Source organism: Nostoc sp. (genome assembly GCF_036916975.1).
Taxonomy (GTDB): Bacteria; Cyanobacteriota; Cyanobacteriia; order Cyanobacteriales; family Nostocaceae; genus Nostoc.
Genome location: NZ_JBALFF010000082.1, coordinates 123,317 through 143,541 on the forward strand (window position 1 = coordinate 123,317; position 20,225 = coordinate 143,541).

Annotated in this window: 19 protein-coding genes and 1 tRNA gene; 12 read left to right on the plus strand and 8 right to left on the minus strand. The window is 41.5% G+C overall.

Going from position 1 to position 20,225, the window contains the following annotated elements; translation table 11 throughout:
• Window positions 1-50 precede the first annotated feature (50 nt).
• The 3 genes from V7K73_RS21390 to V7K73_RS21400 form a co-directional block, all read right to left on the minus strand.
• Entirely contained in the window at window positions 51-755 is a 705-nt protein-coding gene (locus tag V7K73_RS21390) for a CAP domain-containing protein (RefSeq protein ID WP_334882824.1), read from the minus strand.
• A gap of 338 nt (window positions 756-1,093) precedes the next feature.
• Window positions 1,094-1,795, minus strand: coding sequence for a CAP domain-containing protein (locus V7K73_RS21395; protein ID WP_334882826.1), 702 nt, complete (start codon window positions 1,793-1,795; stop codon window positions 1,094-1,096).
• 60 nt (window positions 1,796-1,855) lie between these two features.
• A complete protein-coding gene (locus V7K73_RS21400; protein WP_334882827.1) occupies window positions 1,856-2,983 on the minus strand; it encodes an acyltransferase family protein in 1,128 nt (375 codons plus the stop codon).
• A 236-nt stretch (window positions 2,984-3,219) separates the two neighbouring features.
• Here V7K73_RS21400 and V7K73_RS21405 point away from each other — a divergent pair, with 236 nt between their 5' ends.
• Window positions 3,220-3,675 (plus strand): peroxiredoxin, encoded by a 456-nt coding sequence (locus V7K73_RS21405; RefSeq protein WP_334882829.1) that lies wholly within the window; start codon window positions 3,220-3,222, stop codon window positions 3,673-3,675.
• Between the two features lie 111 nt (window positions 3,676-3,786).
• Here the strand turns inward: V7K73_RS21405 and hpf are convergent, their stop codons facing one another.
• Entirely contained in the window at window positions 3,787-4,431 is a 645-nt protein-coding gene (gene hpf / locus V7K73_RS21410) for a ribosome hibernation-promoting factor, HPF/YfiA family (RefSeq protein WP_334882831.1), read from the minus strand.
• 633 nt (window positions 4,432-5,064) lie between these two features.
• Between hpf and lipB the strand changes: the two genes are divergently transcribed.
• Together lipB and V7K73_RS21420 are read left to right on the plus strand one after the other, a co-directional pair.
• Window positions 5,065-5,745 carry a lipoyl(octanoyl) transferase LipB gene (gene lipB / locus V7K73_RS21415; protein ID WP_442936784.1) on the plus strand — a complete coding sequence of 227 codons (681 nt, stop codon included), beginning with the start codon at window positions 5,065-5,067 and terminating at the stop codon, window positions 5,743-5,745.
• A gap of 310 nt (window positions 5,746-6,055) precedes the next feature.
• Window positions 6,056-6,256: a hypothetical protein gene (locus tag V7K73_RS21420; protein WP_334882833.1), complete on the plus strand. Its 201-nt coding sequence runs from the start codon at window positions 6,056-6,058 to the stop codon at window positions 6,254-6,256.
• Between the two features lie 206 nt (window positions 6,257-6,462).
• Here the strand turns inward: V7K73_RS21420 and V7K73_RS21425 are convergent, their stop codons facing one another.
• Window positions 6,463-7,218 carry an amino acid ABC transporter ATP-binding protein gene (locus V7K73_RS21425; RefSeq protein WP_334882835.1) on the minus strand — a complete coding sequence of 252 codons (756 nt, stop codon included), beginning with the start codon at window positions 7,216-7,218 and terminating at the stop codon, window positions 6,463-6,465.
• A gap of 168 nt (window positions 7,219-7,386) precedes the next feature.
• Here V7K73_RS21425 and V7K73_RS21430 point away from each other — a divergent pair, with 168 nt between their 5' ends.
• Window positions 7,387-8,904 (plus strand): ABC transporter permease subunit, encoded by a 1,518-nt coding sequence (locus V7K73_RS21430; RefSeq protein ID WP_334882837.1) that lies wholly within the window; start codon window positions 7,387-7,389, stop codon window positions 8,902-8,904.
• A gap of 640 nt (window positions 8,905-9,544) precedes the next feature.
• Window positions 9,545-10,429, plus strand: a complete 885-nt coding sequence (locus V7K73_RS21435) for a lipid kinase (RefSeq protein ID WP_334882968.1) — start codon at window positions 9,545-9,547, stop codon at window positions 10,427-10,429.
• 339 nt (window positions 10,430-10,768) lie between these two features.
• Here the strand turns inward: V7K73_RS21435 and pyrE are convergent, their stop codons facing one another.
• Window positions 10,769-11,392, minus strand: a complete 624-nt coding sequence (gene pyrE, locus V7K73_RS21440) for an orotate phosphoribosyltransferase (protein ID WP_334882839.1) — start codon at window positions 11,390-11,392, stop codon at window positions 10,769-10,771.
• Between the two features lie 100 nt (window positions 11,393-11,492).
• Here pyrE and V7K73_RS21445 point away from each other — a divergent pair, with 100 nt between their 5' ends.
• Window positions 11,493-11,924, plus strand: coding sequence for a hypothetical protein (locus tag V7K73_RS21445; protein ID WP_334882841.1), 432 nt, complete (start codon window positions 11,493-11,495; stop codon window positions 11,922-11,924).
• Window positions 11,925-12,272: 348 nt separating this feature from the next.
• Here V7K73_RS21445 and V7K73_RS21450 read toward each other — a convergent pair.
• Window positions 12,273-12,345: transfer RNA gene (locus V7K73_RS21450), tRNA-Ile, on the minus strand.
• A 291-nt stretch (window positions 12,346-12,636) separates the two neighbouring features.
• On the opposite strand from V7K73_RS21450, the gene V7K73_RS21455 reads away from it, so the two are divergent.
• Together V7K73_RS21455 and V7K73_RS21460 are read left to right on the plus strand one after the other, a co-directional pair.
• Window positions 12,637-13,338, plus strand: a complete 702-nt coding sequence (locus V7K73_RS21455; RefSeq protein WP_334882843.1) for a hypothetical protein — start codon at window positions 12,637-12,639, stop codon at window positions 13,336-13,338.
• Between the two features lie 117 nt (window positions 13,339-13,455).
• The gene (locus V7K73_RS21460) at window positions 13,456-14,853 is read left to right on the plus strand and encodes a hemolysin family protein (protein WP_334882845.1); all 1,398 of its coding nucleotides are present in this window, start codon (window positions 13,456-13,458) and stop codon (window positions 14,851-14,853) included.
• Window positions 14,854-15,038: 185 nt separating this feature from the next.
• On the opposite strand, the gene queC is transcribed toward V7K73_RS21460, so the two are convergent.
• On the minus strand, window positions 15,039-15,716 hold the full coding sequence (gene queC, locus V7K73_RS21465; protein ID WP_334882846.1) for a 7-cyano-7-deazaguanine synthase QueC: 678 nt from the start codon (window positions 15,714-15,716) through the stop codon (window positions 15,039-15,041).
• 62 nt (window positions 15,717-15,778) lie between these two features.
• On the opposite strand from queC, the gene V7K73_RS21470 reads away from it, so the two are divergent.
• The 4 genes from V7K73_RS21470 (at window position 15,779) to V7K73_RS21485 (ending at window position 20,220) form a co-directional block, all read left to right on the plus strand.
• A complete protein-coding gene (locus V7K73_RS21470; RefSeq protein ID WP_334882848.1) occupies window positions 15,779-15,910 on the plus strand; it encodes a hypothetical protein in 132 nt (43 codons plus the stop codon).
• A gap of 509 nt (window positions 15,911-16,419) precedes the next feature.
• Window positions 16,420-17,502, plus strand: a complete 1,083-nt coding sequence (locus tag V7K73_RS21475; protein ID WP_334882850.1) for a Gfo/Idh/MocA family oxidoreductase — start codon at window positions 16,420-16,422, stop codon at window positions 17,500-17,502.
• Window positions 17,503-18,201: 699 nt separating this feature from the next.
• Window positions 18,202-18,825, plus strand: coding sequence for a DedA family protein (locus tag V7K73_RS21480; RefSeq protein ID WP_334882852.1), 624 nt, complete (start codon window positions 18,202-18,204; stop codon window positions 18,823-18,825).
• A gap of 240 nt (window positions 18,826-19,065) precedes the next feature.
• Window positions 19,066-20,220 (plus strand): ParM/StbA family protein, encoded by a 1,155-nt coding sequence (locus tag V7K73_RS21485; protein ID WP_334882855.1) that lies wholly within the window; start codon window positions 19,066-19,068, stop codon window positions 20,218-20,220.
• Window positions 20,221-20,225: the final 5 nt, after the last annotated feature.

Consider the following 20,225-nt stretch of genomic DNA (forward strand, 5'->3'; position numbering starts at 1 on the left):
AACATTGGGTATGGGACCTTGGGCATTGGTTCTTTCTCCCTCATCTCAAATCATTTCTCCCTATACCCCCCAGCGTAGTCAATTACACAGATTGTTCTATATAATTTGTGAGTTCCATAAGCAACACCAGACAATTTAAAAGCGCCGTTAAAAATGTTTTTTCGATGACCGCGATCGCTCACACCATCATCAATAATTAATTGCATGACGATATCTTGAGCGGTATTTGGCCCATAACTGATATTTTCACCTGCGGTTGTTTGCCATGTACCATAACGGTTGATGCGAGTAAAAGGGTTGCTACCATCGCTACCATCATGACCTGTAGCACCCTTTGGACCTTGGTCTTTAACGTGGTCTTTTGCTGCTAAAGATATACCCTTTGATGCACTCAAGGCTCCTACAGGACGTGCTGATTTGAGAAATGCGATCGCTTCATTAACTGCTTTAACTCCTTCTTGAGTTCGCAAATAGGTATTATTAGAAATTTTGACTCGGTTCCCCTCAAAGCGCTTTCTATAGTTTGCCAAAATTGGGAGATATGACTTAGGATTTGTTCGTACCTTATTTGTTTCAACAATTACCTGTTGTTCTAGTGGTGAAAGATAACTCGCCTTTGCTAATAAAGTTGGACTACTAGGTTTAACTACTGCTGGGTTAGAATTTGCCACAGATGGGTTAGATTGCAACAGTTGATTTGAGCAACCGAATATCAGGGCTACTGGCAAAAGTACCCAAAATTTAATGCGATGCATTCATTACCTCAGAATTTTTTCTATGGATTAATTTAGTGAATTAGAAGAAATAATAATTTTAAACACACACAGAAGTATGTAGACGCTTCTTTATTCAGAATTATCAGACATCAGAACTTGAATCATTCCCCTAACAAGAACGGAAATGAGTTGATCAAGAGTATAGATAACGCTGGGATCGTCTTTGTTCCTGGAGTGTTAAAAAAGGTTACTTAATACCTGTTGTAACCTAGCTAACACTGAAACGTAAAGCACAAAAATTTTTTTACTTTATTACGCCTGCTTTTAAGTACAATAATTCAGAACCTTCGGTATTTGTCGCCACTCCCCAACTCCAATTATTTCTCCCTATAGCCATCAGCGTAATCAATTACACAAATTGTTCTATATAATTTGTGAGTTCCATAAGCAACACCAGACACTTTAAAAGCGCCGTTAAAAATATTTTTTCTATGACTGCGATCGCTCACACTATCATCAATAATTAATTGCATGACGATATCTTCAGCAGTGTTAAAGCCATAAATGATATTTTCGCCTGCGGTTGTTTGCCATCTACCATAGCGATTCATGCGAGTATAGGGGGTACTACCATCGCTACCATCATGACCTGTGATACCTTTTGGGCCTTGGTCTTCAACGTGGTCTTTTGCTCCTAAAGACATACCCTTAGATACACTCAATGCTCCTACAGGAGGCGCTGATTTCAAAAATGCGATCGCCTCATCAACTGCTTTGACTCCTTCTTGAGTTTGCCAATAAGTATTATTAGAAATGTTGACTAGGTTTCCCTCAAAGCGCTTTCTATAGTTTTCCAAAATCGGGAGGTATGACTGGGGGTTTGTTCGTACTTTATTTGTTTCAACAATTACTTCTTTTTCCAACGATGAAAGGTAACTCACTTTTGATAAAGTCGGACTAGTTTGTGAAACTACTACTGGGTTAGAATTGGCTACACACGGGTTAGATTGAAACAGTTGATCTGAGCAGCCAAATATCAACCCAATTGGTAAAAATACCCAAAATTTCATGCGACGCATCCATTACCTCACAATTTTTCTATAGATTAATTTTCATTTTATGATGGCTGCTTGCAATTATTACACTTTGAGAAACCAGCGTTGGCGATACATCAGAACACCAACAGCCCACCACAACAACACGGTGACTAGGGCAAATAATAGCGAACCATTCAGAACTCCGGCCCAAGATGCGAAAAAATTATGGTAAATCCAATTGTAGGTACTGGGAGCGTCTTTAGCTGTGCCAATAGTGGTTTTCACTAAGATTTTAATCAATAAAACGGATGGAACGAAAAGTGCGATCGCATTTAAGCCCATAATCTCAAAAGGTTTACTCCAGCGACGATTTGCCCGGACTTCGATGAGTTCATAACAAGCTGCTAGCAAAAGTAACGCCCAACCGCTAGTAAAGATTACATAAGAACTTGTCCACAGCTTTTTATTGATGGGAAATGTCCACCCCCACGCCCAACCGATAATTAAACAACCAACCCCAAATAATGCTAACCCGATACTTGTGCGTGACTTTACAGGTTGACTGCGTATCCATTGACCAGTAAAATAGCCAGCGAGGACGCTTACTATCGCAGGGATAGTACTGAACAGTCCCTCTGGATCTCCCATAAAGTTGAAACCATCACCTTTATATAGATGTACTTTGGGAATAATCAGGCGGTCAACATAAGCGCCGAAATTACCTTCCCGCGTCAGAACTCCCGCGCCAAAATCGGGTACTGGTAGATACATCATCGTTAGCCAGTAGCCGATAAGTATCACTGCTGCTAGTATCCATTGACCTTTACGCGGAAGGTTGAGAACTATTAAGGAAGCCAGCAAATAGGTAATGCTGATGCGCTGCAACACTCCCATAATGCGGATACTACCCAAGTCAAAAGTCCAAACACCTTGATTCCAAAAGCCATTTAGTAGCAATCCCAAGGCAAAAAGAATGACAGCGCGGCGTAAGATGCGCCAGTAAACAGCTGAGGTTAGTTTCTTGTCTTCGGTGTACTTTGACAGCGAGAAAGTAATCGCTACACCAACAATGAACAGAAAAAAGGGGAATACCAAGTCAGTTGGTGTACAACCGTGCCAATCAGCGTGGGCTAAGGGAGGATATACATCATCTGCGACTCCCGCCATATTGACGAGAATCATCGCAGCGATGGTAATACCGCGAAAAACATCCAGTGAAGTCAGGCGCATAGGCGGAATTTTCTGTTAGATGAGTATCTAAGTACAGCATTTCATTAATTCGTAGCGAATTAAATTTGACAATGCCAATGCATCGACTGACAATGCCAATGTGTCCCCTTGCATTAAAAACGCTACGATTTTACGCAAAGTTGTACTAAGTTACCCCGCTTGATGCAAGTAATCAAGCAAAATTTATAAACTTAGATACAAGGTAAAATTTTGTTAAATAATTACCACAACTCGCTATGCCAATCAAAGTTGGAGATACTGCTCCTAATTTCACTTTACCTGCTCAAAACGGCTCAACAATTAGTCTTCAAGAATTTCGCGGCAAAAATGTTGTCCTATATTTTTACCCCAAAGATGACACACCGGGATGTACGGCTGAATCTTGCGCCTTTCGCGATCAGTATGAAGTGTTTAAAAGTGCTGGCGCTGAAGTTGTCGGTGTGAGTTCTGACTCCATAGAATCTCACCAACGATTTGCTACGAAATACAATCTACCTTTTACCCTGTTAACTGACAAAGGCGACCAAGTGCGGAAGCTATATGGCGCAACAGCAGCCTTTGGCTTATTCCCTGGTCGCGTTACTTACGTTATTGACCAACAAGGAGTTGTGCAATACGTCTTTGATTCAATGTTTAACTTTAAAGGTCACGTTGAGGAAGCGCTGAAAACTTTGCAACAGATTGCGAAATAGGGCATTGGGCATTGGGCATTGGGCATTGGAGATTAGTTATTTCTCCCTTATCCACCCATTCCCTATTCCCCGTGCCCCATGCCCCATGCCCCATTGCCTATTCCCTATTCCCTATTTAGAATGCGACTTTTCCGGCATGACAATATTAGCGTGGGTTGCTTTACCATTCTTGCCGTTAGTATGACCGTTATTATTGCGGGGATGGATCACGCCATAACCGCCGTGGTTGCGTTCGTAAATTACATTAATCTCTCCAGTTTCAGAATTGCGGAACATATAAAAGTCGTGTCCCACAAGTTGCAGTTGTTCTAGGGCTTCTGCAAGGGTCATCGGCGGCATAGAAAAATATTTGGTGCGGACGACTTCGTTGGGTAATTCGGGGGTGCGATCGCCAATTAAATCTGTAACTACCGATTCTACAACAACTACTTCTTCTGGTTGGGACTGAGTTTTCTGGTCTTGACGGCGTTCCTTGTATTTCCGCAGTTGACGGGCAATTTTATCTGCAACTAAGTCAATGCTGGCATAGAGGCTTTCACTGCTCTCCTCGGCACGGATAACGCTACCATTAGCGTAAATAGTTACTTCAGCCGCTTGTCTAGGATTAATTCGAGGATTACGGGCTACGCTAAGATGCACATCTACTTCATTTGTAATGCTCTGAAAGTGACTAACTGCTTTTTCAATCTTTTGATGTACATATTCCCGAATCGCATCGGTGATCTCAATATTTTTGCCGTGGATGACAAGCTTCATGTAAACTCTCCCACTGAATATTTAATGTGTGAATTTGCTTTGTATGAAAAGAAATTGCGGTAAGGTCTATTACTCCCGCCAAAACAAATTGTGAACTCTTTCTATGTAGTGCTGGTAAGCTTTTCTAGACTTACTGCATTTAAGCTTTTGCTCATTATATCCTTGATTTTCCTCCTCATCTCTGCGCTGATATCCAATTGGATATCCACCTAGAACTCTTTGGTGAGGAAATTTGAGCAATAGCTCCTGTAACTGTCTTCTGTGTTAAAACAACGCTTACAGAACTGTTGATAGTTGCTCCTTCTGTGTTCGGTTGAAGTTTGCTTGCTGTTGTTCAATAATACAAGTCTTTGGGGAAATTTGATTCTGTTTGAATTGCAAATTAATCTTATGAGAGTCATCAGCCAGTACATTTGTCTTTATCGTCTTGGCATGATGCTTATTGCAGAGAATTCCTCCTAAAAACCTATTATTGAGGTTGTATATTCAAGCTAGCACTTTGTATTTTCTTATGCCTGTTCCCTTGACTTTCCTTTAAAATCCTTTGCAAATCTTGACATTTTTTGATTCCAATCCTCTAATTTGAAATATATTTCGCTATTAATACAGTTGATTTTTGGCATAATCCATAGTATGGAACTAGATAAAAACCGTTGTTTGTTGTATAATCAAGGATTAATGCCTTACTTAGAAGCTCATAGATGGCAGCGATCGCTCCTAACTGAGCGTATCCATAATCCCAGTCTAGACGACGTGTTAATTTTGCTAGAACATCCACCCGTCTACACTCTAGGACAAGGCAGCAACTCAGATTTTATCAAATTTGATATTGACAAAAGTGAATATGATGTGCATCGAGTTGAACGAGGCGGCGAGGTTACTTACCATTGTCCTGGTCAACTAGTGGGGTATCCAATTTTAAATCTGCAACGTTATCGTAAAGACCTCCATTGGTACTTACGCGAACTCGAAGAAGTCATAATTCGCGTATTGGCAGTTTATGGATTGCAGGGAGAAAGAATTCCGGCTTTTACTGGTGTTTGGTTACAAGGGCGAAAAGTTGCGGCTATTGGTATAAAAGTCAGTCGTTGGATTACCATGCACGGCTTTGCATTAAATGTTTGTCCAGACATGACAGGCTTTGAGCGCATTGTACCCTGCGGTATTTCTGATAAACCTGTAGGCAGTTTAGCCGAATCGATTCCAGGTATCACCTGCGAAGAAGTGCGTTTTTATGTAGCACAGTCCTTTGCTGAAGTCTTTAGTGTGCAATTAGTCGATTCGCAGCATCAAGAATTTTTCCGGTGCGAGTAAATTAAGCTTGTAATTATGTAATAAATACTATAGCAGTCCTGTTTAAATTGTGAGACACTGATGAGAGTAATCCACATTTAATAGTATGAAAATAACTAAGTAAATCGGTGCAAATAATCATAACTGGTTTGTAGTTGCGCTTTAGCGCTAAAGCACAGCTACGAGCCAAATCCAGATATTTTACTTTTCGTTACATAGTTTGGTTTTTGCTCGCCGACCTACTTATCTAACTACGGTTGTCAAAGCTAAAATTTGATTATTTACAAATTTCTATACTAAATTTTTCCGGTACTCAAGCACAACTTTGCGCGTGAATTACTCAAATAATTTTCAGGTATATGCCCCATCGTTAACGTCTCTGAGAGAGCGTGATTGGACAGCTTTGATAGAACTATTTCATAGAGACGACGGTGATGAAATTGAAGCCGACATTAACAGGAGTTTGTTTTGGCTGATACCTGAACCTTGTTGGGAAGATGATCCCTTTGATTTTTTGCGCGAGTATCTTTGAAAAGTGATGAGTTATATGAGTTATGAGTTATGAGTTATGAGTTATGAGTTATGAGTTATGAGTTATGAGTTATGAGTTATAAGTTATGAGTTATGAGTTATGAGTTATGAAAAAAACTTTAATTGACAACTCCTCACTCCTAACTCCTCACTCCTCACTCCTAACTCCTAACTCCTAACTCCTCACTCCTCACTCCTAACTCCTAACTATCTAACATTGAGGCGACTTAGGAAAATACGTAGGCGATCGCTTTGGGGATTGGTTAGCAGTTCATAGGCTGGGCCTTGTTCTGTCACAATACCATTGTCTAAAAATATGACCTGATGGGCTACTTCTTTTGCAAATTGCATTTCATGGGTGACAACCACCATTGTCATGCCTTCTGATGCCAATTGTTGCATCACTTGCAAAACTTCGCCGACGAGTTCAGGATCTAGGGCGCTGGTGGGTTCGTCAAATAGCATGATTTGAGGATTCATACATAAACTACGAGCGATCGCAACTCGTTGTTTTTGTCCCCCAGAAAGTTGTTCGGGATAAGCCGAGGCTTTTTCAGATAAGCCAACTTTTTCGAGATATAACCTCGCTAGTTGGGCGCTTTCCTTTGCTGTTTTTCCCAAGACTTTACGCGGTGCGAGTGTCATATTTTCTAATACGCACAGATGGGGAAACAGATTAAACTGTTGAAAAACCATACCTACTTGTGTTCGTAGTTGCCGCACTTGGCTATAGTTGAGAGTGGGTCGGGATAAGTTAATTCCGTTGATTATTAAACGCCCTTTGTCAATGGTTTCTAAGCGGTTGAAGCAGCGTAGTAGGGTACTTTTACCACAGCCGGAGGAACCAATAACTGCAACGACTTCTCCCCGGTTGATTTCGCCGGTGATTCCTTTGAGGACTTTTAGGGAACCAAAGTTTTTTTCGATATTGTCAAAAATAATGGCAGGGATAGTATTGTTCATTACTTCTGTCAAACTACTCTACAGTTGATTGTAAGGTTTTTAATGTAAACCTGTAGCAGTCCTAAAAAGACCTCAGAATTAATTTATTGGCGGGAGATTGGACAGTTGCAAGATATATTGAACGAACCGCTCCAGGCGCAGAGAGCGCAGAGAAAGAGAGAAAATAATATGGCTACATTTAGTTTTATCCGTTGGCTGTGCTTATCTCTAATTATAAGTTTTAGCTGTTTGTTACTGGCTGGTTGTGGGGTGAATCCTAGTGCTGGAAAAACTCTGCGGGTTGCTACTGAACCGGCGTTTCCACCTTTCGAGTTTCAGGGAAAAGGCGGTGAGTTGCAGGGTTTTTCCATTGATTTGATGAATGCGATCGCTTCCTCTGCTAAGTTTAAAGCGGATTTTCAAAGTCTGCCTTTTGATGGTATTATCCCAGCTTTGCGAGGCAAAACGGTAGATGCGGCGATTAGTTCGATCACGATTACAGAGGAGAGGGCTAAGACGATTTCTTTTTCCCGTCCTTATTTTAAGGCTGGGTTAGCGATCGCAATTCGCGCAGATAATCAAAATATTACTAACTTTGACAGTCTCAAAAATAAAAAAATTGCTGTACAAATTGGCACAACCGGGGCTGCAAAGGCTAAGAGTATTCCTGGAGTGCAAATCCGCAGTTTTGATTCAGCGCCTTTAGCCCTGCAAGAATTGCTCAATGGTAATGTGGATGCAGTAATTAATGATGCACCAGTGACTTTATATGCTATTAATACGGGCAATCTTCAAGGAATTAAAATAGTACAGCAATTACTGACGGAGGAGTTTTACGGCATTGCTACAGCTAAAAATTCGCCGAATTTGGCATTAATAAACAACGGTTTGGATAGGGTACTCAAAAATGGTACTTATTCCCAAATTTACCAGAAATGGTTTAAAGCTGAACCGCCATCACTACCAGCTAAATCACCATTTGAGAATCAAAATAACACTAACGCGCCTAAAATATTGACCTCAATTGGCGTGATTTTGCAAGCTTTTCCAACTTTATTACAAGGTGCGTTGGTAACGTTGCAATTGACGATACTTTCTGTAGTGTTTGGCTTAATTGGGGGTTCATTGATTGGTATTGTTCGCCTTTCTCATATTGCACCTGTGCGTTGGCTAGCGAGAGCGTATGTGGATTTTTTCCGAGGAACGCCTTTATTGGTACAAATTTTTATGATTTACTTTGGATTACCTGCAATTTTGCAAGAACTTGGTTTGACATTTAGTTTTGATCGTTTGCTAGCTGGGGTAATTGCCTTAAGTTTGAATAGCGCCGCATACATTGCCGAAGTTGTTCGGGCTGGGATTCAATCAATTGAAACAGGACAAGCAGAAGCAGCACAGTCATTAGGCTTGAGTTCTGTACAAACAATGAGTTATATAATTTTTCCCCAAGCTTTCCGACGGATGATTCCACCTTTAGGTAATGAATTTATTAGTTTGTTGAAAGATACAAGCTTAGTTGCAGTGATTGGTTTTGAAGAATTGTTTCGCAAAGGACAGCTAATTGTCGCCGATAACTATCGTGCTTTTGAAATTTACGCGGCTGTGGCGGTGGTTTATTTATGTTTGACGTTACTTTCTTCACAAGCATTTAGTCGTTTAGAAGTGTGGATGAATCCGGTTAAACGGCACAAAAAGTCCGATACCTAATAATTTTTCAGTTATTTTTCCGAGTTACTTTAATTAATGAAATGCTGTAATCAATACGCTTGGGTTAAGGTGCAGGGCTATTTCGTTGTAGACATAAACTAAACTGCCCACAACTAAAGTTGCGCCGCTCATAGCCCAAGTCCACTAAAGTGCAATACAGTTCAGTTAGGCAATTTTTCCTTCTCTCTCTTCTCTCTGTGTCCTCTGCGCCTCTGTGGTTCGTTAAAAAAAAGAGTCCTAGCCTTAACCATATTTTTATTATAATATTGACATATATGCTGTATCAAAAATAGCTAAATTCAATTATTTAATGAGTAAAAAATCTATTTACGGAGTATTAAGTAAATGGGTCAAATTAAATATAAAACCTCATCCTGCCTCCGGCTTCCCCCGAAAGAATAAGGACAGACATTGAGAGTGAGGTTTGCTCTTATTATTTAATTACGCTTACCTACTTAACACACCGACGGTTAATAGAGATAAAATAGAAATTAAAAATTCCTAAGCACAACATAATAATCATTGACTAAATGAATTTTTGATAAGTGGCATAATAAATTCAACACTTTCTGATAGTCAACTTGAAGCAGAATACATGGATGCGGATAATTGGACATATCAACTACAAAAGGTACTACCCATGAGTTCTCGCGCACTGCTGTTAGTAAATCGTCATGCCCGCCAAGGGCAAAAAGGTCTATCAGAAGCGATTGAATATCTGAAGACACTCGGCTTTGATTTAATTGAGGAGTCTACAGAAGACCCCAAACATCTTGCAGAAGTTATACTTCGCTATCAGCATCAAGTTGACTTGGTAATCATTGGTGGAGGAGATGGGACTCTCAATGCCGCAGTAGATGCTTTAGTTGAGACTCAGTTGCCCTTGGGAATCTTGCCTTTAGGAACTGCCAACGACCTAGCAAGGACTTTGGGAATCCCGAATTCCCTCAGCGAAGCTTGCAAAATTATTTCATATAGAAATTTACACCGCATCGACTTAGGTTGGGTGAACGGCAAGCACTTTTTTAACGTTGCCAGTCTGGGATTGAGTGTAAAAATTACCCAGCGACTTACCAAAGAAGTTAAACGCCGTTGGGGAATATTTGCTTATGCCGCCACTGCATTGCAAGTGATTTTGGAAGCTAGACCTTTTACTGCAAAGATTTTAATCAATGGTGAATCAATTAGCGTGAAAACAGTGCAAATTGCTGTGGGTAACGGCCGCTATTACGGCGGCGGTATGGCAGTGGCTGACGATGCGACAATAGATGACCAAAGGCTAGACCTCTATAGCTTGGAGATTAAAGATTGGTGGCAGATTATACTATTACTCCCGGCGATGCGACAAGGGCGACATATACATTGGGAGAGTGTACGCTCTCTTCAAGGTCAAGAAATAGAGGTGCATACTCGCAAACCTCACCCTATCAATACAGATGGTGAAATCACTACCTACACACCTGCTTATTTTCGAGTTATACCTAAAGCTATAACTGTTTTAGTACCCTCAGAAATTAAAACTTAGGAGTCATTCGATTTTAGATTTTCCTTCAATTCAAAATCCAAAATTCAAAATCTAAAATTGGCAGAGTTAGGAGTTATTCTCTCTTATCTCCCTCTGCTAGAAATGTGGGAACTCGCATCAATTTGTAAAATAATACTTACTCTACAGCTATTTGTTCTGGTAAATATTCCGAGAACAAATTTTTTTTACCAGTAATACCCACAAAAGAAGACGACATCAATAGAGCCGAACTTTTGCAACAGGCGATCGCCATTTTATAATTACAAATCGCCTATTTCGCTGGTTCGCGGTAACGGTGATTCAATGCTGTTTCAGCTAAACCGTATATTTACATCATGTTCATGAATTTGCAAGTTGTCGGTAGCGTTCCTGAACTTCCTGAATCGAAAACAAAGTTTCAAACTTCAACCCAGCTGACTGATACAGTTCACCTCCTCCTTGCTGTCGATCCACCAGTGAAATTACTTCATTTACGGTATAACCTGCATCTTTAAGACGCTCAACTGCTTTTAAAGCAGATTGCCCAGTTGTAACCACATCTTCCAAAACTACTACTTTTGCACCTTCTGGTAAAGTGGGGCCTTCTATATAAGCTTTCGTCCCATAACCCTTGGCTTCTTTGCGAATAATCAGCGCTGGTATCGGTCGGTTTTCATAAACAGAAACTACACTCACTGCTGTCACAATTGGGTCAGCCCCCATTGTTAAACCACCTACAGCCTGTGTATTTATAGGTAGCAAAGGAAACAGTAAACGTCCGACTGCCAAAGCACCTTGAGGATGGAGTGTTACTTGTGTCTTGTTTACATAATAAGAACTACGCAACCCAGAAGAGAGGAGAAAATCACCTTCTTGATAAGCAAGTTGGCAAAATAAATCTAGTAGCTTGTGGCGCAAAGTAGTCAAATCAGCAGTGCTTGCCCAAATATCTGAGTGGCTAAGAGTTTCAGTAGGATACGTCATTACAAAACATTAAAAGTTGTGCTACACCAAAGGTTGAACTCATCAGAGTTCTGAAATTAAGCATAAATTAAGATTGCCCAAAAATTGAGGAGTTAGGAACGTGGGTATAAAATTTAAAACCTTTGGTGGTTTATTAATACTGCTTGCTGCTGGTATTGCTTTTCCCTCTGTTGCATCTGCCCAAACGGAAACCCCCAAAACAGAAACTACGAATGATGTATTTGAACGAGCCTATTTTAGTCACGATCGCAATTTCTACGAAAATGGTAGCCTCAAGCGCCAGCTAGACTCACTTCTAGGAGCTGGTTACGGTTTTGGTGGTTCCTTCCCAGAAAATGAAATTGCTCACGATGCTCAGTTGCTTAACACTTTATATCATGATGCCCTGACTCAGCAAGCTGGCAACGATCCATATATTCGTACTCCTGATTTACCAAATCCTTATGACACATCATTAATGATGTATCGGGGTTTGAATAGCAACAAACTCAAAGTGGGAACTGAATTGAAGTTTGAAATACTACCTCGGTAATATTGGGGAGATGAAGAGGCAGGGGGCAGGGGGCAGGGGGCAGGGGGCAGAATAAAAAATTAGCTATTTCTTCTTTGCTAAGAACACCCCGCCGCTCTGGCTCTTTTCAATGCCCAATGCCCTTATGCCTCTATTAAGTAGAGCGGAGTGAATAATTTAAGGTTTGTATGTAGTGAGTTAGCGGGGTCTTGGGGGTTTGCCCCCATGAGCGACTAACGAACGCGTTGGGTGACGACTAAAGTCTTCATAAGATGGCTAGAGCCGCTCACTAATAACTAATCTCAAGATTTTTTACAATCTAGTTTGATTTATTCTCACCGACTTACTTACTACTTTTTGATCATTCAGTGCGCCCTGCTGGAATCGAACCAGCCTGAAGACGAATTATGAGTTCGTTGCCTCCCCAATCGGCCAAAGGCGCTTATTTTGTTGGCTTTCGGGTTTATATTAAGAGTCTATTACTTCAAATCTTAGGTCACCCTGATTTGCTAATTTTAGAGGGAGGAAAATACCTCATCCACTGAGTTTAGCCAATTGCGTAATTTTAGCACAGATTTACTACCTGTCAATACTCTACGGTAGCTTATCAGATTTTTATACTACATAATTTAATCATAAAATAGTGCAGACTAATATTGATTAAGTTCCTTTAAGGATTGAGGTCAAAAGCTTCACTATTCTTAAATAGACCAGCATTCTATTGTGATAGCTTATGAAAATAAATTCTACTGTACTTCTTACTTTGGTTTTGTTAATCCTGATGATGGGAGCAGGTTCTGTGAGCGCCCTTTTGGGGTTTCAACTGGGAAGTTCAGCACTTAAAGGCGTTACTACCCCAGATGGGCGTCCCATAACCAAATTTGCCAGCAATAAGACAAATAACTCCCAACAGGGAGGGCTAGTGCTATTAAAAGAGGACGAAATTCTGAAAATTGTCAAAGCGCGAATTGAGGGTAAGACCAAGGCTGCTAAATCGGAAAAGCTAGAGGACGATGATGAAGAAACCAATAGCAGCAAGCAGAAGCCAGAGGAAAAACCCCCAGCAGTGGTTGAAGAAAAACTCCAGCCAGGTTTTCCAGTTACTGCCCAGAGCCAGGGTGTAACCATGTCTGTGCAATCTGTCCGCTACTCTGGTGGTGATTTGCTACTGAAAGTGAAAATGCAGAACAAAGGTAAAGATTCTGTGCGCTTCCTGTATAGTTTTTTAGATGTTACCGATGATAAAGGACGAACCCTGAGTGCTAGTACAGAGAGTTTACCCACAGAATTGCCTGCAAATGGGCCAGCATTTACAGGTACAGTGAGCATTCCCACAGCTTTACTTGATGATGTCAAGAAAATATCACTTGCTCTTACTGATTATCCCGCTCAAGAATTGAAGCTAGAGGCATTGAATATTCCTGTAGAAAGGTAGATTGGGCAATTTTAGATTTTAGATTTTAGATTTTAGATTGGAGACTTGGTACTAAGCAATTTACCTAGTCCCTAATAGCCAAAACTTAATCCAAAATCCAAAATCCAAAATCCAAAAATGGAGGGCGTGAGTTTTACACGAGCTTTAGTGGTGAGTGGTTTTCCTAATTTAATTTGGACAGATGTGGCGCTACGGTTATTGTCAGTGCTACTGCTTATTGCCATAAATGCCTTTTTTGTGACGGCGGAATTTTCAATGGTGAGCGTGCGGCGATCGCGTATTCACCAGCTAGTTAAGGCTGGGGATGTTCCAGCGATCGCAGTCGAAATGCTACAACGTAGTATTGACCGACTATTATCTACCACCCAGTTAGGTATTACCCTCTCTAGTTTGGCTTTGGGATGGATTGGCGAAAGTACGATTGTCGTGCTGGTTAATGCATGGTTAAAATCCTGGCCTTTACCAAGTAGGATGACTACCTTCCTGGCGCATTCTCTATCAATTCCCATTGCCTTTTTCTTGATTACCTATCTGCAAATTGTGATCGGAGAACTATGTCCCAAATCCTTAGCCATGCTGTACTCAGAACAGCTAGCTAGGTTTTTGGGGCCTTCGGTAAAAGCGATCGTGCGTTTTTTCAGCCCCTTCATCTGGATTCTCAACCAATCAACTCGTTTTTTATTGCGGATTTTTGGTATCCAATACACAGGTCAAGGCTGGAGACCACCTGTAACTCCCGAAGAATTGCAACTGATTATTTCTACAGAATGGGGATCTACTGGTTTACAGCGTGCAGAGCGAGAATTGCTCAATAACGTCTTTGAGTTTGGGGATGTCATGGCCCAAGATGTGATGATCCCCCGCACCAGTATTATCACGTTGCCAAAAGATGCTAGCTTCCAAACATTACTCAAGGAAATGGCTGCTACTGGTTACTCTCGTTATCCCGTGATTGGTGAATCTTTAGACGATGTTCGCGGCATTGTTTATTTTAAAGATTTAGCACAACCTTTAGCTGTAGGAAAGCTCAGTTTAGAGACACAAATCCAACCTTGGATGCGTCCCGCCCGATTTGTTCCCGAATACACGCCCCTGAGTGAACTTTTGCCCATGATGCAGCAAGAGAAACCAGCTATGGTCATGGTAGTAAATGAATTTGGCTCTACTGTGGGACTAGTGACAATCAAAGATGTCATTGCTGAAATCATTGGCGACGCAAGCGTTCCTGAAAGCAACGACGACTTGCTGATTCAGATGTTAGATGAAGATAAATTTTTAGTGCAGGCGCAAATTAATCTCGAAGACCTCAACGAAGTTTTGCATCTGAATTTGCCCGTAACAAGGGAATACCAAACACTAGGGGGCTTTTTGCTGTATCAGTTACAGAAAATTCCGGTCATTGGCGAAAGCTTCCGTTATCAAAATCTCGAATTCACCGTGGTATCAATTGTTGGCCCACGCCTGCATCAAATTCAAGTGCAACGGTTGTTAGAAGAGTTAGGAGTTGAGAGTTAGGAGTTAAGAATTAAAACTCCAAACTCCAAACTCCAAACTCCTAACTTCAAACTCCTAACTCCTAACTCCTAACTCCTAACTCCTAACTCCCAACTCCTAACTCCCAACTCCCAACTCCCAACTCCCAACTCCCAACTCCCAACTCCCAACTCCTAACTCCTAACTCCTAACTCCTAACTCCTAACTCAAAAAGCATACTCCACTGGATCAACAAGTCCCAATTCGGCAAAAGCTGCTAGCCGCAAGCGACAAGAATCACATATACCGCAGGCGACATCATTACCTGCATAGCAAGACCAAGTTAACTCCCAAGGAACTCCCAACTGGTTACCCAGTTGGATGATTTCAGTTTTTTTCAGGTTAATTAAGGGTGCAACAATATTAATTGGTTGTCCCTCACGCCCTTGTTTGGTTCCCAGACGAAAAACTTCCTGCATCGCCTGGATATAGTCGGGGCGACAGTCAGGATATCCTGAGTAATCTAAAGCATTGATGCCGATATAGACACGTTCGGCTGCGATCGCTTCGGCAAAACCAAGAGCAAAGCTTAAAAAGATGGTATTACGAGCCGGAACATAAGTTACAGGAATATTTTGAGACATTTCATCCAGCGATCGCTCTTGAGGTAAATCAATCGCGTCATCGGTAAGTGCTGAACCGCCCCATTGTCGTAAGTCAAAATTAACTACCTGATGTTTTGCGATCGCAGCTTTTTGAGCAATAGTCACGGCTGACTGTAACTCTCGTCGGTGTCGCTGCTGGTAATCAAAGGAAATAGCATGACATTCACAGCCATCAGCCTTAGCTTTGTATAGAATTGTGGAAGAGTCTAATCCCCCAGATAACAGAATTACAGCTTTCATCTCAGTTGCAAATTTTGGATTTTAAATCGCCAGATTACACTCCAACAAATTGTCACGAAGCAATGCCAAAGCGACTCCTGAACCCTGTGAGTGATGACAAACAACGCCGCACCTTAGATATTTCAAAGAAACAATCTACACTAGTTTCTCTCAAAAAGCGGTGTGATGTCTTCTCTACCAGACGCTACGCTTAGCTTGCTTCTTTGCAGGAGTACGTTTATACAATGGATACTGCAAATAATCATACAAAAATATTTTCAATTAATCAGTACCGATCATTTCCAATAGTTTTTCTTTAAAAAAGCATAAATGTTACTTTTTCATCACTTTGTAATTTTAGTAGTATCAATTAAATATTGATCCTGGTAATTAATTGCCTAAATGCAACAATTAAGTTAAGTCGGAGCAAAGAAAGGCAATTCTTATAAATTTGAAAATTTTACACTTAAACCTTACTTAATGTTTTAAATTTAATAAAAAGACACATATTTATTGTAGAAAGTGCAAAATCCAAAACAAACCCGAACTATCTATACAAAAGATATTTGGATTACGGGAACCGATCGCAAACTTTGAAATTCTTCATAAACATAGGCTCTATGTTACCATCTGGATGGTTTTAGACGGATCGTAACTGGCATTTCGAGTATAAACGCCAACGGCCGTAGCGTCTCTAAATTTGGTGGTTGAGGAGAGAATAATAGTGCAAGATAGCATGTCAGTGGCAGAACCGAATCTATATACACAGCGTAACCAGCCACGACCGATCCGCATAGGCGTGATTGGAGTGGGTAACATGGGACAACATCACGCTCGCGTGCTGAGTTCAATGAAAGATGTTGAACTAGTCGGAGTGGCAGATATTAATGTTGAGCGAGGGCTAGAAACTGCCAGCAAGTACAAAGTGCGTTTTTTTGAAGATTACTGTGACCTGCTACCCCTTGTGGAAGCAGTTTGTGTAGCTGTTCCCACCCGTCTGCACTATGCCGTGGGCATTAACTGTCTGTTAACGGGAATTCATGTTTTGATTGAAAAACCGATCGCAGCCAGTATTTCTGAGGCAGAGTCTTTAGTAAATGCCGCAGCTGAGTCTGGGTGTATCCTGCAAGTGGGTCATATTGAGCGTTTTAACCCAGCTTTTAAAGAACTAAGCCAAGTGCTTAAAACTGAAGAATTGCTGGCGCTAGAAGCCCATAGAATGAGTCCTTACTCAGATCGAGCAAACGATGTTTCGGTTGTGCTGGATTTAATGATCCATGACATCGACCTACTTTTGGAATTAGCTGCTTCCCCAGTCACAAAATTGACTGCTAGCGGGACTCGCGCCCTAGACTCTGGTTATTTAGATTACGTAACTGCCACCTTGGGGTTTGCCAATGGTATTGTTGCTACTCTGACCGCCAGTAAAGTTACCCACCGCAAAATTCGTCGGATTGTCGCCCATTGCAAAAATTCATTCACTGAAGCAGATTTTCTCAAGAATGAAATTTTGATTCACCGACAAACGACTGCCAATTCTCTCACCGATCACCGACAAGTACTTTACAGGCAAGATGGTGTAATTGAAAAAGTCTACACCAGCAATATTCAACCCTTAAGCGCAGAATTAGAGCATTTTGTCAACTGTGTACATGGGGGCAATCAACCCTCAGTAGGCGGCGAACAAGCTCTCAAAGCTCTGAGACTGGCAAGTTTGATTGAGCAGATGGCGCTGGAAGATCGAGTTTTGAATCCATTAGACTGGCAATCAGAACCAAGAGTACAATCATTGACCCCCACAGCCTAGAAGAAGGGATGAGGGGGATGAGGGGGATGAGGGGGATAAAGTAAAATTTTCTCCCTGCTCTCCTACAGGCGCAACCTCACAACCTCAGAACAAAACCCTCTTAGTATATTTTTAAATTTGCCATCAAATCTTTAGATCCTCTCTAGTCCTTTTAAAAAACCGACTAAGGGGGATCTAAAAAATTAGAAAATAAAATCTGGTGGTTAGTTTCATTGATTTTGTCAGGTTCGTAGCGAGCGATAAATCGTTAAATTTTAAGGGCTAGAGCTACTTACAAATTTTGAGAAACCTTGCAATTAATGAAATAGCGCCCTAGTGGACTGTCTCATTAATTTTGATTACTTCGTAAGTAAGTGCGTCAAACTAAATATAAAACCTCACCTTCTATCCGGCTTCCCTCTCCAAAATATCGGAGAGGGATTGAGGGTGAGGTTTGATCTTATATTTAATTACGCCTACCTACTTAGTAAGCACATGTGCAAAATCTAAGACTAAAGTCCTTACTACGAACTTTTTTACGCCTCAAAATTAATTACATGAACCGCTAGCTTCCACTTGTCTTACTCTGTTTCTTCATTGCAATGTCAACTTTTCGTGTAGCCGAATTACCTTGATATTGGCGGGGATAATTAGCTTTTTTAAAAGCTAAAGCGGAATCTTAGTCACAGGAATAGTACAGCAATTTCAGGAATTGACTCAATGCTCGAATGGATAACTAATACTATTAACTATTTTGGCTATTGGGGAATCGCCCTACTAATGTTCTTAGAGAACCTTTTTCCCCCCATTCCTTCAGAATTGATCATGCCACTGGCTGGATTTACAGCAAGTCCATATCAACCAGGGGGGGCAAAGCTGAATATCATTGGTGTGTTTTTCGCAGGACTTTTGGGTTCTGTATTGGGCGCACTTATTTGGTATTATCCAGGTAAGTTTTTGGGTGAAACCCGTTTGAAAGCTTGGGCTGACAAGTATGGCAAATGGCTGGCTATATCTAGTAAAGATATCACCAAGGCCAAAGAGTGGTTTGACCGACAAGGTAGAAAAGCAGTATTAATTGGCCGCCTTGTGCCAGGAATCCGCACCTTGATTTCTGTTCCCGCAGGTATCAGCAATATGCCCTTGCTGCCATTCTTGTTTTACACAACATTGGGTAGCGCCGCTTGGGTGGGTTTGTTAACATACTCAGGATACATATTGGGTAGTCAGTATGAACTTGTGGACAAGTACCTTGCTCCTGTATCCAAAATCGTACTTGGCGGTTTGGTACTAGCATTTATTTTCTGGATATTTAAGCGCCAGTTAAGACGTTCTAGAAGATGAAACACGGAGGCTTTTGGTTTGAAAGCAGTAAAAGCAGGGGTTACATCTGGCCAAAATTCGCCTACACTATGCCAAATAATACTAGATGTGCGAAGGCATGAGCTTATCAGAGATATCGCCGAAATTAATTTTTGGCGTATTTCTAGCTACACTTGACGCAACCTAGAATTTATGGTTGCTCGCATTTTTGTAAGATGAGCATGACAACTTTTTACAGTTAAGTTTGAACTAGGAGCTTTCATGACAGACCAACCTTCCGCCGCTACACCCATCAATGCTGCTGCTATACCCATGAATAGAGTGTCAGCATCGACTCCGATCAATGCTGTTAATAATACTCCTCCCAAGACGGGCGCTGTTCCGGGAAAAACCATTCTCAGTGTTGATTTAGGCAGAACTTCCACAAAAACTTGTGTGAGTCGTGAACCCGGTAATGTGGTGTTTGTACCTGCCAACGTCAAGCAGATGTCAATTGAACAAGTCCGCGGTGGTGTTTTTGAAGCTAGGGCTACTGACCCCTTAATGGATTTGTGGCTGGAGTATCAAGGAAATGGATATGCTGTTGGTCAACTGGCAGCCGATTTTGGCGCAAATCTAGGAGTTGGGCAATCTAAGGTAGAGGCTGCACTGGTAAAAGTGTTAGCAAGTGCTGGCTACTTCAAACTTAGAGACGATATCTCAGTCGTACTAGGTCTGCCTTTTCTTTCCTTAGAACAATTTGAAAAAGAAAAAGCCCAGTTGATTAGCCAAGTAGGCGGGCCTCATGTGTTGAACTTCCGAGGCGAATCTATATCGCTGAATGTCAGTAAGGTATGGGTAATGCCAGAAGGCTACGGCAGTCTGCTGTGGTCTGAAGCTCAACCGAAGAAAAGTCCTGGTAGTCCCGATTTTACAAAAATATCGGTGGCGATCGTTGATATTGGACATCAAACCGTCGATCTTTTGATGGTAGATAACTTCCGTTTTGCCAGAGGTGCTTCTAAGAGCGAAGACTTCGGGATGAACAAGTTTTATGAATTGGTGTCCGCCGAAATCGAGGGAGCAGATAGTCAATCTCTAGCTCTGATTTCCGCAGTCAACAAACCCAGAGGTGAACGTTATTACCGTCCTAAAGGCGCTAGCAAGCCCACCAACCTAGATGATTTTCTTCCCAACCTCACGGAGATGTTTTCGCGGGAAATCTGTAGCCGTGTGCTAGCCTGGTTGCCAGAACGTGTCACCGATGTGATTCTGACTGGCGGGGGTGGTGAGTTCTTCTGGGACGACGTTCAACGTCTGCTTAAAGAAGCAAAGATTAATGCTCATTTAGCAGCACCTTCACGACAGGCGAATGCTTTGGGGCAGTATATTTATGGAGAGGCACAATTATCCTCCAATCGCGCTGCTAGGGCATAAAGCTG

Coding starts and splice junctions, on each gene's coding strand:
- V7K73_RS21390 (WP_334882824.1), bottom strand. CDS start 755: ATGCATCGCATTAAATTTTGGGTACTTTTGCCAGTAGCCCTGATATTC.
- V7K73_RS21480 (WP_334882852.1), top strand. CDS start 18,202: ATGCTCGAATGGATAACTAATACTATTAACTATTTTGGCTATTGGGGA.
- V7K73_RS21395 (WP_334882826.1), bottom strand. CDS start 1,795: ATGCGTCGCATGAAATTTTGGGTATTTTTACCAATTGGGTTGATATTT.
- V7K73_RS21425 (WP_334882835.1), bottom strand. CDS start 7,218: ATGAACAATACTATCCCTGCCATTATTTTTGACAATATCGAAAAAAAC.
- V7K73_RS21400 (WP_334882827.1), bottom strand. CDS start 2,983: ATGCGCCTGACTTCACTGGATGTTTTTCGCGGTATTACCATCGCTGCG.
- V7K73_RS21460 (WP_334882845.1), top strand. CDS start 13,456: ATGGAGGGCGTGAGTTTTACACGAGCTTTAGTGGTGAGTGGTTTTCCT.
- V7K73_RS21485 (WP_334882855.1), top strand. CDS start 19,066: ATGACAGACCAACCTTCCGCCGCTACACCCATCAATGCTGCTGCTATA.
- queC (WP_334882846.1), bottom strand. CDS start 15,716: ATGAAAGCTGTAATTCTGTTATCTGGGGGATTAGACTCTTCCACAATT.
- V7K73_RS21455 (WP_334882843.1), top strand. CDS start 12,637: ATGAAAATAAATTCTACTGTACTTCTTACTTTGGTTTTGTTAATCCTG.
- V7K73_RS21435 (WP_334882968.1), top strand. CDS start 9,545: ATGAGTTCTCGCGCACTGCTGTTAGTAAATCGTCATGCCCGCCAAGGG.
- lipB (WP_442936784.1), top strand. CDS start 5,065: ATGGAACTAGATAAAAACCGTTGTTTGTTGTATAATCAAGGATTAATG.
- V7K73_RS21405 (WP_334882829.1), top strand. CDS start 3,220: ATGCCAATCAAAGTTGGAGATACTGCTCCTAATTTCACTTTACCTGCT.
- pyrE (WP_334882839.1), bottom strand. CDS start 11,392: ATGACGTATCCTACTGAAACTCTTAGCCACTCAGATATTTGGGCAAGC.
- V7K73_RS21430 (WP_334882837.1), top strand. CDS start 7,387: ATGGCTACATTTAGTTTTATCCGTTGGCTGTGCTTATCTCTAATTATA.
- V7K73_RS21470 (WP_334882848.1), top strand. CDS start 15,779: ATGCCAAAGCGACTCCTGAACCCTGTGAGTGATGACAAACAACGCCGC.
- hpf (WP_334882831.1), bottom strand. CDS start 4,431: ATGAAGCTTGTCATCCACGGCAAAAATATTGAGATCACCGATGCGATT.